The sequence below is a fragment of the Acidovorax sp. LjRoot66 genome (assembly GCF_964253305.1).
Lineage (GTDB): Bacteria > Pseudomonadota > Gammaproteobacteria > Burkholderiales > Burkholderiaceae_C > Acidovorax.
The window spans coordinates 469,211-483,061 of the sequence record NZ_CAXUQU020000001.1 but is presented as its reverse complement, the minus strand read 5'-3'; the positions used below and the strand labels follow the sequence as shown (position 1 = coordinate 483,061).

Annotated in this window: 10 protein-coding genes; 6 read left to right on the top strand and 4 right to left on the bottom strand. The window is 68.3% G+C overall.

Features of this window, described 5'->3' with window-relative positions; all coding sequences use genetic code 11:
• Positions 1-16 precede the first annotated feature (16 nt).
• Both ACSQ3Y_RS02260 and ACSQ3Y_RS02255 read right to left on the bottom strand, forming a co-directional pair.
• Positions 17-1,603 (bottom strand): ABC transporter substrate-binding protein, encoded by a 1,587-nt coding sequence (locus ACSQ3Y_RS02260; RefSeq protein WP_436176302.1) that lies wholly within the window; start codon positions 1,601-1,603, stop codon positions 17-19.
• Between the two features lie 152 nt (positions 1,604-1,755).
• Positions 1,756-2,226: a BON domain-containing protein gene (locus ACSQ3Y_RS02255; RefSeq protein ID WP_057200793.1), complete on the bottom strand. Its 471-nt coding sequence runs from the start codon at positions 2,224-2,226 to the stop codon at positions 1,756-1,758.
• A gap of 115 nt (positions 2,227-2,341) precedes the next feature.
• Here ACSQ3Y_RS02255 and ACSQ3Y_RS02250 point away from each other — a divergent pair, with 115 nt between their 5' ends.
• From ACSQ3Y_RS02250 to pdeM, 5 genes are all read left to right on the top strand, one after another.
• Positions 2,342-2,845, top strand: a complete 504-nt coding sequence (locus ACSQ3Y_RS02250) for a DUF2199 domain-containing protein (protein ID WP_436176301.1) — start codon at positions 2,342-2,344, stop codon at positions 2,843-2,845.
• Between the two features lie 101 nt (positions 2,846-2,946).
• Complete coding sequence (locus ACSQ3Y_RS02245; protein ID WP_436176300.1) at positions 2,947-4,008, top strand: ligase-associated DNA damage response exonuclease; 1,062 nt, start codon at positions 2,947-2,949, stop codon at positions 4,006-4,008.
• Entirely contained in the window at positions 4,005-5,717 is a 1,713-nt protein-coding gene (locus ACSQ3Y_RS02240) for an ATP-dependent DNA ligase (protein ID WP_436176299.1), read from the top strand. Before ACSQ3Y_RS02245 ends, ACSQ3Y_RS02240 begins: the two co-directional genes overlap by 4 nt.
• Positions 5,714-8,443 (top strand): ligase-associated DNA damage response DEXH box helicase, encoded by a 2,730-nt coding sequence (locus ACSQ3Y_RS02235; protein WP_436176298.1) that lies wholly within the window; start codon positions 5,714-5,716, stop codon positions 8,441-8,443. The genes ACSQ3Y_RS02240 and ACSQ3Y_RS02235 overlap by 4 nt, the downstream gene beginning before the upstream one ends.
• Positions 8,444-8,466: 23 nt before the next feature.
• Entirely contained in the window at positions 8,467-9,174 is a 708-nt protein-coding gene (gene pdeM / locus ACSQ3Y_RS02230; RefSeq protein WP_436176297.1) for a ligase-associated DNA damage response endonuclease PdeM, read from the top strand.
• A 19-nt stretch (positions 9,175-9,193) separates the two neighbouring features.
• Here pdeM and ACSQ3Y_RS02225 read toward each other — a convergent pair whose 3' ends face one another.
• Positions 9,194-9,574, bottom strand: coding sequence for a nuclear transport factor 2 family protein (locus ACSQ3Y_RS02225; protein ID WP_057200794.1), 381 nt, complete (start codon positions 9,572-9,574; stop codon positions 9,194-9,196).
• A gap of 333 nt (positions 9,575-9,907) precedes the next feature.
• On the opposite strand from ACSQ3Y_RS02225, the gene ACSQ3Y_RS02220 reads away from it, so the two are divergent.
• The gene (locus ACSQ3Y_RS02220; RefSeq protein WP_436176296.1) at positions 9,908-12,142 is read left to right on the top strand and encodes an NADP-dependent isocitrate dehydrogenase; all 2,235 of its coding nucleotides are present in this window, start codon (positions 9,908-9,910) and stop codon (positions 12,140-12,142) included.
• A gap of 98 nt (positions 12,143-12,240) precedes the next feature.
• Here ACSQ3Y_RS02220 and ACSQ3Y_RS02215 read toward each other — a convergent pair whose 3' ends face one another.
• Positions 12,241-13,632, bottom strand: a complete 1,392-nt coding sequence (locus ACSQ3Y_RS02215) for a hypothetical protein (protein ID WP_157421956.1) — start codon at positions 13,630-13,632, stop codon at positions 12,241-12,243.
• Positions 13,633-13,851: the final 219 nt, after the last annotated feature.

Here is a 13,851-nt window from a genome sequence, read left to right as displayed (position 1 = left end):
AACACCGGCACCGGCATCAGTTCACCTTGATCAGGCGCCAGTCGATGCGGTTGTCAGGCCGCTGCACCAGCTCGACGTTCTTCTTCATCGCCCAGGCCAGCATCTGGTTGTGCAGGGGGATGTTGGCCACCGTGTCGTTCTGCAGCTGCAGGCCTTCGGTCAGCAGGCGGTTGCGCACGGGCTGGTCGATCTCGGTCTTCACGCGGTCCACGACGTAGTCCATGCGCTCGTTGCTGTAGCGGCCCAGGTTGTAGTTGCCGTCGCCGCCCGTGGTCTTGGTACGCGTGAGCGACTGCAGGGTGTACAGCGCGTCGAAGGTCGGCACGCCCCAGCTGAGCAGGGTGATGCTGGCTTCGTGCCGCTGCGCCATGGGGTAGTAGGTGATGGAGGGCATGGTGCGCAGCTTGGCCTTGACGCCCACGCGCGCCCACATCGAGGTGATGGCCTGGCACAGGTTCTCGTCCTGGATGATGGAGTTGTTGCTGCAGGCGAAATCGACCTCGAAGCCGTCCTTGTAGCCGGCGTCGGCCAGCAGCGCCTTGGCGGCATTGGGGTCGTAGGGCAGGCGCTTGTCCACGGCCTCCGTCCAGCCGTTGACCAGGGGCGAGACCATGGCGCCCGTGGGCTTGGACATGCCGCGCATGGTCACGCGCTGCAGCGCGGCGACGTCGATGGCCTGGTACAGCGCCTTGCGCACGCGCAGGTCCTTGAGCGGGTTCTTGCCCTTCACGCTGCTGCCCTGCAGCTCGTCGCGGAACTGGTCCAGGGCCAGGTAGACGGTGCGGTTCTCGACCATCTCCATGACCTTGATGCTGGGGTTGGCCCTGAGCCGCTCCAAGTCCTGCAGGCCGGTATCGCGCGCCATGTCCACCTCGCCCGAAAGCAGGGCCGCGATGCGCGTGGCCTCGGACTTGATGGGCGTGTAGACGATCTCGGTGACATTGCCCTCGCTCTTGCCGGCATTCCACCACTGCGGGTTGGCGGCAAACACCAGCTTCTGGTCGGGCACCCACTCCTTGAGCACGAAGGGCCCCGTGCCCATGGCATTGCGGTGCGAGAAGGTCTCGTCCTTGGACTTGATGTCCTTGGGCTCGACAGCGTTGTTCTTCTCGGACCAGGCCTTGCTCATCACGCGCAGCTCGGTCAGCTGGTTGAGCAGCACCGGGTTGGGGTTCTTCAGAAAGATGTCGATAGTCTCGCCATCCACCTTGGCGATGCGGTCCATGCCCTGGGTGTAGATGGCGTAGGTGGAACTCTTGCTCATGGCGCGCTGCAGCGAAAACACCACGTCGTCCGCCGTCATGGCCGAGCCGTCGCTGAACTTCACGCCCTGGCGCAGCTTCACGCGCAGCTGCGTGGGGCTGACCTGCTGCCAGGACGTGGCCAGGAGCGGCTCGACCTTGAGCGTGCGGCTGTTGAACATCACCAGCGACTCGTACACCGCGGCATGGATGCCATTGCCCAGGGCGCTGTTCTGGGAGTGGATGTCCATGGTCTGGATGTCGGTGGACCCGGCCCACTTGAACGGTTTTGCCGATGCGTGGGGGGCGATGGCTGCCAGGGCCAGGGTGGCGGCCGCGAGCAGGGAGTGCTTGAAGTGCATGGGGGTTTCCTTTGCAAAACAGGAAGGTTTGTAAGAACCGGCAATATGCAGCAGGACGGGCGCACGCCCAAGCCCCCGTTAGGGCGGTGTGGTTCGGCAGCGCAATTGCGCGTCAGGGCCGATTGCGCAAACACTGCAACTGGGGTATTTGTCTACTTGGCAAGAGGGTAGCGCGCTGCGCCCCGTTCGGTGCCTACCTGCAGCAGGTTGATCACGCCCATCACGTCGTCCACCAGCTCCACGGCCTTTTCCAGCGCCCGCGCCTGCTCGGCGGACTGCACGCAGCCCATCAACGTGACCAAGCGCCGCTCGCCCAGCACCCACACGCTGGTGTCCTGAAAGCGCCCCTCCTCGCGGACGTAGCGCTGCACGCGCGGGATGATCTCGGCGTCGTACAGGTAGGAGTTGGACAACCGGCAGCGCCCCACGCGGTGGCAGCTGCCGCCATGCTGCGAGCGCACATGGGCCAGCTCACGCACCTCGGCCTCGGTGTACAGAGGGCCCTCGGGCACGGGGCAGGCCGCGATGGCCGAGGTCACCTGTACGAAGGGGTCATTGAAGGCGTTGGTGCGGGCGACGGGCGCCTGCGGCACCGGGCTTTGCGCAAAAGCGCCCGATACCATGGCAACGGCCAGTGCCAGGGTGCACCGCCGAACTCCATGGAATGTGAAAATGCCTTTCATCGGATGCCCTCCTTTCGGCACAGCCGCTGCTCCACCAACGAATGAACGCGTTCCCATGACCGGATTCCTTTGCGCAACCTGCGGCCAGACCCACGACAGCATACCGATGTGCCTGGGCGCCCCTGCACCGGAGCTATGGTTCTCGATACCCGAAGCAGAACGTGAAGCAAGGGCAGAACTGTCGTCGGACCAGTGCGTCATCGACGGCCAACACTTTTTCATTCTCGGCCGGATCTTGCTGCCCGTCGTCGACGGGGACGATTCTTTCGTCTGGCTCGCATGGGTGTCCCTGAGCGAGGCGAATTTCATGCGCAGCTGCGAGCTGTGGGAGAGCGAAGGGCGCGAGGCCGAGCCAGCGTTTTTCGGTTGGCTGCAAAGTGCCCTGCCTGGCTATGCGCCTGGCACGCTGAGCCTGAAGACGAACGTGCAGACCATGCCCCTGGGACAGCGCCCCCTCATCACGCTGGAGCCGACGGACCATCCGCTAGCGATGGAGCAGCGGGAGGGCATCACCATGGCCCGGGTGCAGCAGATTGCGGAAGCGGCTTTCCATGGATGATCGACGGCAGCGCCGGCTGTAGGACACGGCTGCGAGTTGCCGGACGAGCCATCGCAGGGCTCCGTTCCACGCTTAGGATGGACTGCACTCCTACCTGCACCATGCCCAGCGACCTCATCGTCCACCGCCCCGAAGGCCTGTACTGCCCGGCCGGCAATTTCTACATCGACCCCTGGCGGCCGGTGGAGCGGGCCGTGATCACGCATGCGCATTCGGACCATGCACGCATGGGCTCGGCGCACTACCTGGCGCACCAGGACAGCGAGGGCACGCTGCGCAACCGGCTGGGGGCCGACATCGATTTGCAGACGCTGGCCTATGGCGACACCATCGACCACCACGGCGTGCGCCTGTCGCTGCACCCGGCGGGGCATGTGCTGGGTTCGGCCCAGGTGCGGGTGGAGCATGGCGGCCAGGTGTGGGTGGCCTCGGGCGACTACAAGCTCGAGGACGATGGCACCTGCCCGCCGTTCGAGCCGGTGCGCTGCCATACCTTCATCACCGAGTCGACCTTTGGCCTGCCGATCTACCGCTGGCCCTCGCAGCCCGTGCTGTTCGCCGACATCAATGCCTGGTGGGCGGCGAATGCGGCCGTTGGCAAGGCCAGCGTGCTGTATGCATACGCCTTCGGCAAGGCGCAGCGGCTGCTGCACGGGGTGGACTCGGGCATTGGCCCCATCGTCGTGCATGGTGCGGTGGACCCGCTTAACGCCGTGTACCGCGCGGCGGGCGTGGCGCTACCGCCCACCCTGCGCGTGACGGACCCGGGCGTCACCAAGGCCGAGTTGCGCCGCGCGCTGGTGCTGGCACCGCCTTCGGCGGCAGGCACGCCCTGGCTCAAGCGCTTTGGCGAGCATTCCGATGCCTTTGCCAGCGGCTGGATGCTGGTGCGCGGCGCGCGCCGCCGCCGCGGTGTGGACCGGGGCTTCGTGATGAGCGACCACGCGGACTGGCCCAGCCTGCAAAAGGCGATCGGTGCCACGGGTGCCGAGCGCATCATCGTGACCCACGGCAGCACCGAGGTGATGGTGCGCTGGCTGTGCGAGCAGGGGCTCGATGCCCAGGTGTTCGCGACCGAATACGGCGCCGACGACAACGAGGACGACGCAGGGGCAGCGCCGCCAGCGCAGGCCGATGCGCCGGCACCCGAGGCCGCTGCATGAAGGCCTTTGCCCAGTTGTTCCAGGCGCTCGACGCCACCACCGGGCAGTCGGCCAAGCTGGCGGCGCTGGTGGCCTACCTGCGCGTGGCGCCGCCGGCCGATGCGGCCTGGGCCACCTACTTCCTGGCCGGGGGCAAGCCGCGCCAGATGGTGCCCACCAAGCGCCTGAAGTCCCTGGCGCAGGAGGCGGCCGGCCTGCCCGAATGGCTGTTCGAAGAAAGCTACCAGGCCGTGGGCGACCTGGCCGAAACGCTGGCCCTGCTGCTGCCACCGCCGGTGCAGCGGGTGGACCTGCCGCTGGCCGAATGGATGGCCCAGCTGCTGCCCCTGCGCGCCCTGCCGCCCGAGGCGGCCGACGCCCGCCTGCGCACGCAGTGGGACATGCTGGCACCGGAGCAGCGCTTCGTGTACTTCAAGCTCATCACCGGCAACTTCCGCGTGGGTGTGTCGCGCCTGCAGGTGACGCAGGCGCTGGCCACGGTGAGCGCGCTGGACCCCAAGCGCATTGCCCACCGGTTGATGGGCTACACGCAGATCGGCCGGCAGCCGCAGGCGGGCGACTACAACGCGCTGGTGGCGCCCGTGGAGGAAGCTGCGGACGGCGACACGGGCAGTGCGGCGGACCCAGGCATGGCAGGCCAGCCCTACCCCTTCTTCCTGGCCCACCCGTTCAGCCAGCCCGTGGCCGAGATGAGTGCGCTGCTGGGCGCGCCCGATGATTGGCTGGTGGAGTGGAAGTGGGACGGCATCCGCGCGCAGATCGTGCGCCGGGGCGGCGCGGTGTGGGTCTGGTCGCGCGGCGAGGAGCTGGTGACCGACCGTTTTCCCGAGTTGGCCGAGGCCGCGATGGCGGCGCTGCCCGATGGCACGGTGGTCGACGGCGAGATCCTCGTGTGGCTGCCCGGCGAGCCCCAGCCCCGCCCTTTTGCCGACCTGCAAAAACGTCTGGGCCGCAAGACCCTGGGCCCCAAGCTGCTGCGCGAGCTGCCGGTGGTGCTGGTGACCTACGACCTGCTGGAGCATGCGGGGCAGGACCTGCGCCAGCAGCCCCAGCAGGCGCGCCGCGCACTGCTGGAGGCCACGCTGCAAGCTGACCCGGCCGCAGCCATCGCCCCCCCACCGCAGCACCCCCTGCGGCTGAGCGCGCTGCTGCAGGGCAACGACTGGGAGGACCTGGCGCGCCAGCGCGAGGCCGCGCGCGGCATGGGCACCGAAGGCTTCATGCTCAAGCACCGACAGGCGCACTATGGCGTGGGCCGCACCAAGGACGTGGGCGTGTGGTGGAAGTGGAAGATCGACCCCATGAGCGTGGACGCCGTGCTGATCTACGCCCAGCGCGGCCATGGCCGCCGCGCCAGCCTGTACAGCGACTACACCTTTGCCGTGTGGAACGGACCGCCCGAGGATCCCGAGCGCCAGCTGGTGCCGTTCGCCAAGGCCTATTCGGGCCTGACGGACGTGGAGATCGGCCAGGTGGACGCCATCATCCGCAAGACCACGCGCGAGAGCTTCGGGCCGGTGCGCAGCGTGGATGCGACCATGGTCTTCGAGCTGGGCTTCGAGGGCATCGGCAAGAGCCCGCGCCACAAGAGCGGCATCGCGGTGCGCTTTCCGCGCATGCTGCGCTGGCGCCAGGACAAGACGGTGGCCGAGGCCGATACCCTGCAGACGCTGATGGCGCTTTTGCCCGGGCAGGACGCACCGGCATGAGCACAGGAGCCAAGGCCCCGCCCCGGCGACCACCCAAGCCGCTGCCCACGGTGGCCGCCAGCGCGGCCACCGGCTGGATGGCTGCGCGCGGCTGGCAGCCTTTCGGCTTTCAGCAGGAGGTGTGGCGAGCCATGGGCGAAGGGCGCTCGGGCCTGCTGCACGCCACCACCGGTGCGGGCAAGACCTATGCCGTGTGGCTGGGTGCGTTGCAGCACCTGGCGCTGGCAGGCGCGCCCGTGGCACCCGTTGCAGAGGCGAGCGCGCGCACGGCCCTGCGCACACGCCGTGCGGCAGCGCCGCCGCTCACCGTGCTGTGGATCACCCCCATGCGCGCCCTGGCCGCCGACACGCTGCGCGCACTGGTAGCGCCCCTGCCCGACCTGGCGCCGGACTGGACCAGTGGCCTGCGCACCGGCGACACCGCCAGCGGCGAGCGCGCCGCGCAGGACCGCCGCCTGCCCACGCTGCTGGTGACCACGCCCGAAAGCGTGTCGCTGTTGCTGGCGCGCGCCGATGCCCATGAGCGCCTGCGCCACGTGCAGTTGGTGGTGGTAGACGAATGGCATGAGCTGGTGGGCAACAAGCGCGGCGTGCAGGCGCAGCTGGCGCTGGCGCGCTTGTCGGGCTGGAACCCGGCCCTGCAGGTCTGGGGCATGTCGGCCACGCTGGGCAACCTGCAGGAGGCGCTGGACACGCTGCTGCCCCGCCCGGTGCAGGGCGCCCCCGCCGCACCGCCCGCCGTGCTGGTGCAGGGCCGCATCGACAAGGCCCTGCGGGTGGACGTGATGCTGCCCGCCAAGGTGGACCGCTTTGCCTGGGCCGGCCACATGGGCCTGGCGCTGCTGCCGCAGGTGGTGGAATCCATCGAGGCCTGTGCATCGACCCTGGTGTTCACCAACACCCGCTCGCAGGCCGAGCGCTGGTACCAGGCGCTGCTGGAGGCACGGCCCGACTGGGCGGGCACCATCGCGCTGCACCATGGATCGCTGGGCCAGGAAGTGCGCGCCTGGGTGGAGAACGGGCTCAAGGCCGGCCTGCTCAAGGCGGTGGTCTGCACGTCGAGCCTGGACCTGGGCGTGGACTTTCTGCCCGTGGAGCAGGTGCTGCAGATCGGCTCGGCCAAGGGTGTGGGGCGGCTGGTGCAGCGCGCGGGCCGATCCGGCCACGCGCCGGGGCGCACGTCGAGCATCACCCTGGTGCCCACGCACAGCCTGGAGCTGGTGGAGGCCGCCGCCGCGCGCCATGCGCTGGCGCTGGGCCGCATCGAAGACCGGCACACGCCGCGCGCGCCGCTCGATGTGCTGGTGCAGCACCTGGTCACCGTGGCGCTGGGCGGCGGCTTCGTGCCCGAGGCGCTGCTGGCCGAGGTGCGCCGCGCCCCGGCCTATGCCGCGCTGGCCGACAACGACTGGCAGTGGGCGCTGCAGTTCGTGCGCCAGGGCGGGGCCTCGCTGGCCATCTACCCCGATTTCCAGCGCGCCGCGCCCGATGAGGAAGGCGTGTGGCGCGTGCCCGATGCGCGGCTGGCGCGCCGCCACCGCAGCAACATCGGCACCATCGTTAGCGACGCCAGCATGCAGGTGCAGTTCGTGAGCGGCGGGCGCCTGGGCTCGGTGGAAGAGAGCTTCATCGCCCGGCTGCGCAAGGGCGACGTGTTCATGTTCGCCGGGCGCCTGCTGGAGCTGGTGCGCACCCAGCAGATGACGGCCTACGTGCGCATCGCCCCCCGGGGCAGCGCCGCGCTGCCGCGCTGGAACGGCGGGCGCATGCCGCTGTCGAACACGCTGGCCGACGCCATGCTGGAGATGCTGGAGCAGGCCGAGCGCGGCGTGTATGCCTCGCCCGAGATGCAGTGCGCCCGCCCCCTGCTGGCCGTGCAGGATGCCTGGTCGGCCCTGCCCACGCCCGGCCGCCTGGTGGCCGAGACCCTGCACACCCGCGAGGGCTGGCACCTGTACCTGTACCCGCTGGCGGGCCGCCTGGTGCACCTGGGCCTGGCCGGCCTGCTGGCCTGGCGCGCATCGCAGCAGGTGGCCAACACCTTCTCCATCGCCGTCAACGACTATGGGCTGGAGCTGCTCTCGGCCAAGCCCATCGATTGGGCCGCGCTGCTGCCGCGCATCCTGGGCGAAGGCACACCCACCGCCCTGGGCAGCGGGCTCGAAGAGGAGGTGCTGGCCAGCCTGAACGCCACTGAAATGGCGCGCCGGCGCTTTCGCGAGATCGCGCGCATCGCAGGCCTCATCTTCCAGAGCCACCCGGGCGAGCAGCGCAGCAGCCGCCAGCTGCAGGCCTCGTCCTCGCTGTACTACGACGTGTTCGCCCAGTACGACCCCGACAACCTGCTGCTGGCCCAGGCCCGCGCCGAGCTGTTGGCCAACGAGCTGGACATGGAGCGCCTGGCCCGCACCCTGCGCGGCATGCAGGCGCAGACCCTGTGCATCCATGCGCTCACGCGCCCCACCCCGTTCGCCCTGCCCTTGATGGTGGAGCGCTTTCGCGAACGCCTGAGCACCGAGACCCTGGCCGACCGGCTGGCGCGCATGGTACAGGCGCTAGAGAAGGCCGCCGACGACACCACCGGCACCCACCTCGCCGACAATCCCGTGGACCCGGCCGACATGGCCTGGGATGTGCCCGACGGCGCCACCGCGCCACCCCGGCGCGCGCGCCGAGGCGATGCGGGAGACAGCCCCCGCCGACCCCGAAGGCGCCACGGATTCTGAGCACGACGACGACCGAACTTCCCTTGAACGCAGACCCTTCTTTCGCCCATTCACCCACCGCCCCTCCCCCAGGCGCCCAGGCCATCACCCTGCCTGGCGGCACCGCCCTGTGGCTGCTGCCCCAGCGCGCCGTGTGGTGGCCTGCCGCGCGCGCCGCCTTCGTGGCCGACGTGCATTTCGGCAAGGCCGCCACCTTCCGCCGCGCGGGCCAGCCCGTGCCGCACGGCACCACGGCCGACAACCTGGCCCGGCTCGATGCGGTGCTGGCGGTGACGGGGGCGCAGCACCTGGTCTTCCTCGGAGACTTTCTGCACGCGCGCAGCGGTGCGGCAGACGCCCTGTGGCAGCAGCTGCAGCCCTGGCGCGAAGGCCAAGCTGCAGTGCGCATGACGCTGGTGCGTGGCAACCACGACGTGCATGCGGGCGACCCGCCAGAAGCCCTGGGTATCACCCTGGTCGATGAGCCCTGGCAACCGATGGAGGGGGTCGAGGTGCTGGCCTGCCACCACCCGCATTCGGTAGCGGGGGCCACGGTGCTGGCGGGGCACCTGCACCCCACGGCGACCCTGTACGGACTGGCGCGTGACAGCGTGCGCCTGCCCTGCTTTGCATGGACGCCGGGGCTGGTCGTGCTGCCGGCGTTCGGAGCGTTCACGGGATCCGCGGTGGACCAATTGCCACCGGGCACGCTGCGTTTCGTGGTGGCAGGGGCGCAGGTCCGGCGCCTGTGAGCGCACGGCGCGCGCTGCCTCAGAACATTCCGTTCCCGTGCGCCGACCGCTCGGGGACCACCTGCAGCACGTCCCAGTGCTCCACGATCTTTCCATCCGCGTCGAGCCGGAAGATGTCGATGCCCGCATAGTCCTTGTCGCCCGGCCAGGTCTGCAGGCAATGCAGCACCACGTGGTCCCCCTCGGCCAGGGCGCGCTTGAACTCCACGTGCTTGCCGGGGTACTCCCGCGCCATGCGCTCGAAGTAGTCGATGAAGGCCTGCTTGCCATCGGCCACGTGCGGGTTGTGCTGGATGTAGACGCTGCCTGCGTACCGTTCGATGGCCTGCGCGGGCTGGCACTGGTTGAACATCAGGTCATAGAAGGCCATGACGTTGCGCTTGTTCTGTTCCTCATCCATGCGGGCCTCCTGGTGGCTGCGGTCAAGCATAGGGCCACCAGCCGGAGCCCTGAACCGCCGGCCATATTGCCACGCGGCCTGCCGCTTGGCCCTTCTGCCGATGAGGATTTTGAGCTGATTTGGGGCCGCGCCATCTGGACTCCCCGCCCCTCGCACAAGAGCAAACCGATAAAAAAATCCCCCGACCCAACGGTAAATTTTGCATAGTGGAATTCAATTGCAAAAATGGGGGTCCGGGAAAGCAGCAAAAGACGAGAATGCGAGAGCATTCGCGTTTGGCCCCTGCCATACCCCGGCAAAGGGCATTTACACACCCGTTTCGTGAGACAAGCCATGACGACACAGCAACCGACCATCATCTACACCCTGACCGACGAGGCACCTCGCCTGGCCACGGCTTCCTTCCTGCCCATCATCCGCACGTTCGCCGCACCTGCCGGCATCAACGTGGCGGAGTCGGACATCTCCGTGGCCGCCCGCGTGCTGGGCGAGTTCCCCGAGTTTCTGAAGGAAGAGCAACGCGCTCCGAACACCCTGGCCGAGCTGGGCAAGAAGACGCTGCAGCCCGACGCCAACATCATCAAGCTGCCCAACATCAGCGCCTCGGTGTCGCAGCTCAAGGCGGCCATCGCCGAACTGCAGGGCAAGGGCTACGCACTACCCGACTACCCCGACCAGCCCAAGGACGACAAGGAAAAAGAGATCAAGGCGCGCTACGGCAAGTGCATCGGCTCTGCTGTGAACCCCGTGCTGCGCGAAGGCAACTCCGATCGCCGCGCGCCCGCCGCCGTGAAGAACTACGCGCGCAAGAACCCCCATTCGATGGGTGAGTGGAGCCAGGCATCGCGCAGCCACGTCTCGCACATGCACCACGGCGACTTCTACCACGGCGAAAAGTCCATGACCCTGGACCGCGCCCGTGAAGTGAAGATGGAACTGATCACCAAGGGCGGCAAGGCCATTGTCTTGAAGCCCAAGGTCGCGCTGCTGGACCGCGAGGTGATCGACAGCATGTTCATGAGCAAGAAGGCGCTGCTGGAGTTCTACGAGAAGGAAATCGAAGACGCGCGCAAGACCGGCGTGATGTTCTCGCTGCACGTGAAGGCCACGATGATGAAGGTGTCTCACCCCATCGTGTTCGGCCACTGCGTGCGCATCTTCTACAAGGACGCGTTCGCCAAGCACGCCAAGACGTTCGACGAGCTGGGCGTGAACGTGAACAACGGCATGGTCGACCTGTACGCCAAGATCGAGACGCTGCCCCAAAGCCAGCGCGACGAGATCAAGCGCGACCTGCATGCCTGCCACGAGAACCGCCCCGAGCTGGCCATGGTCGACTCGGCCAAGGGCATTACCAACTTCCACTCGCCCAACGACATTATCGTGGACGCGTCCATGCCCGCGATGATCCGCAACAGCGGCAAGATGTGGGACGCCAACGGCCGCCTCAAGGACGTGAAGGCCGTGATGCCCGAGTCGACCTTCGCCCGCATCTACCAGGAGATCATCAACTTCTGCAAATGGCACGGCGCGTTCGACCCCAAGACCATGGGCACGGTGCCCAACGTGGGCCTGATGGCCCAGCAGGCCGAAGAGTACGGCTCGCACGACAAGACGTTCGAGATCGCCGAAGACGGCGTGGCCAACATCACCGACCTGGCTACCGGCGAAGTGCTGCTGTCCCAGAACGTGGAAGCCGGCGACATCTGGCGCATGTGCCAGGTCAAGGACGCCGCGATCCGCGACTGGGTGAAGCTGGCCGTCACGCGCGCCCGCAACTCCGGCATGCCCGTGGTGTTCTGGCTCGACTCGTACCGCCCGCACGAAGCGCAGCTGATCACCAAGGTCAAGATGTACCTGCACGAGCACAACACCACCGGCCTCGACATCCAGATCATGAGCCAGGTGCGTGCCATGCGCTACACGCTGGAACGCGTGATCCGCGGCCAGGACACCATCAGCGCCACCGGCAACATCCTGCGCGACTACCTGACCGACCTGTTCCCCATCATGGAACTGGGCACCTCGGCCAAGATGCTGTCCGTCGTGCCCCTGATGGCTGGCGGCGGCATGTACGAAACGGGTGCCGGCGGCTCCGCGCCCAAGCACGTGCAGCAGCTGGTGGAAGAGAACCACCTGCGCTGGGATTCGCTGGGCGAGTTCCTGGCCCTGGCCGTGTCGTTCGAGGACATGGGGCTGAAGACCGGCAACGCCAAGGCCAAGATCCTGGCCAAGACGCTGGACGCCGCCACGGGCAAGCTGCTGGACAACAACAAGAACCCCTCGCCGAAGACCGGCCAGCTGGACAACCGCGGCAGCCAGTTCTACCTGGCCCTGTACTGGGCCCAGGAATTGGCCGCGCAGACGGACGACAAGGAACTGGCAGCGCACTTCGCGCCGCTGGCCCAGGAACTGACCGCCAAGGAAGACACCATCGTGGCCGAACTGGCCGCCGTGCAGGGCCAGCCCGCCGACATCGGTGGCTATTTCCTGCCCGACGTCGCCAAGCTGGACGCCGTGATGCGCCCCAGCGAGACGCTGAACAAGGCACTCAAGGCCTTTGCCTGATCCTTTCGCTGCGGAGCCCCACACTCCCATAGCCCAGGGCCCCGATCGGGGCCCTTTTTCTTGGCCGATTGCGCCGCGAGCAAGCTGCCGGGTACAAGCTACGGCCGGTCGCGGTCCACCACGCGGCTGTTCAGGGGCTTGGGCACATAGGCGGGCAGGAAGGCGCAGCCCTTGCCGAACTGCGCTTCATAGGCCGGGCACTGCTGGGCAATGCTGTCGGGCGTGGGCTTCACGCCCTCGTCCACCCAGCGCAGCAGCGCGGTCATCAGCGTGGGGTAGGTCGGGTCGCTCAGGTAGCTGTGGGTGTTGTGCTGGGTGAAGGTCTGCACCAGGCGCGCGCCGCTGCCGGCGCGCTCCATGGTGCCCTTGAAGTAGGCATCGAGTTCGACGAAGGCGGTCGGGTCGTCCACGCCCTTGACGGTGAGCACCGGCACGGCGATGCGGCCCGTGGGGTCGGTGTCCTGCGCGAAGCGCGCCAGGGCCTGCGGATCAGCCTTGTAGCGCAGCACGGCAGCGTTGAGCGCCGCATCGTCGGCGGAGCCCGTGTACCGGGCGCCCGTGTTGCCGAAGGGGCTGGCGTCGCCCGTGCGCAGGTGCACCACGTCACGGTAGTGGAAGGTGCCCCAGTTCAGGTGGCTCTGGATCGAGCTGGCAGGGATGCGGAGCACGTCGACGATGGTCTTGACCTTGCGCTGTTGCTCGGGCGTGCGCTCGGCGGCCGGCTTGTTCAGGCCCAGGCACTCGTTGGCGCGGGCCGTGAGTTCGGCGGCGGTCATCTTGGCGCTGGCCGGCAGGCCGATGTTCAGCGGGTACTGCGGCTCGCTGGGCAGCGGGTGGTTGTTGCACAGGTGCTGGTAGACCACGCGCAGGTCGGTGCGGAAGTCGTACGAGCGGCTGCCGCCTGCCAGCAGGCCGCTGGTGAGCAGCACGGCATCGTAGGGCTTGCCGGCCCCGTTGCCGAACATGTCGGCCCCCATGGCGGCCACGCCGGCACCCCAGGACTGGCCGTGCAGGATGGTGCGGCGCGGCTGGGCCACCTGGGCCACGAAGATGCGGCGCAGCCGCTCGGTGTCCTCGGCTGCGGCGCGCACGGCCACACCGCCCTGGCGGAAGGTGCTGCCCGCCCAGGCATAGCCGGCGCGGACCATGATGGACCAGCGCTCCAGGTCTTCCACCGCGCGCTCGGCCTTGGGTGCGCCCAGCGTGGGGCCGCCGTGCGAGTGCATCACCAGCACCTGGTTCCACTGGTTCGGCATGGCGATGAGGTAGTAGGCGCCCGCCGAATCCTGGCCCGACAGGCAGCGTGCGATGGCCGCGATGTCCTTGGGGCAGGCGGTGGCGACCGGGGCCGCCTCCTTGCTGGCAGGCAAATCGCCCACGCTGGCGGTCGGCGGCGTCTTCATCGGGGCACAGGCGGCCAGCAGGCCGGCGGCCAGGCCCACCAGGGGCAGGCGCATCGCGCGCACGAGGGGTGCAGGAAGGGAGTGCATGGGCGATTCGTCTCCGGGTATGTTGTGTGGTTCTGCGAAAGCAGCGGGCGGCAAGGGCCTTGGCACATCGTAGAAAGGGCCCTGCGTGCCGTCAAATAGCCTGTGCAGGGCAGCTCCATATGCTGTGCGTATGCAGATGCGCCAGCCGGGAACCTGTTGGCGCTCTGGCTATAGTGCCGGGTGCCCGTGTGGACCCCTGCCGCGCCGTGCATCGCCACC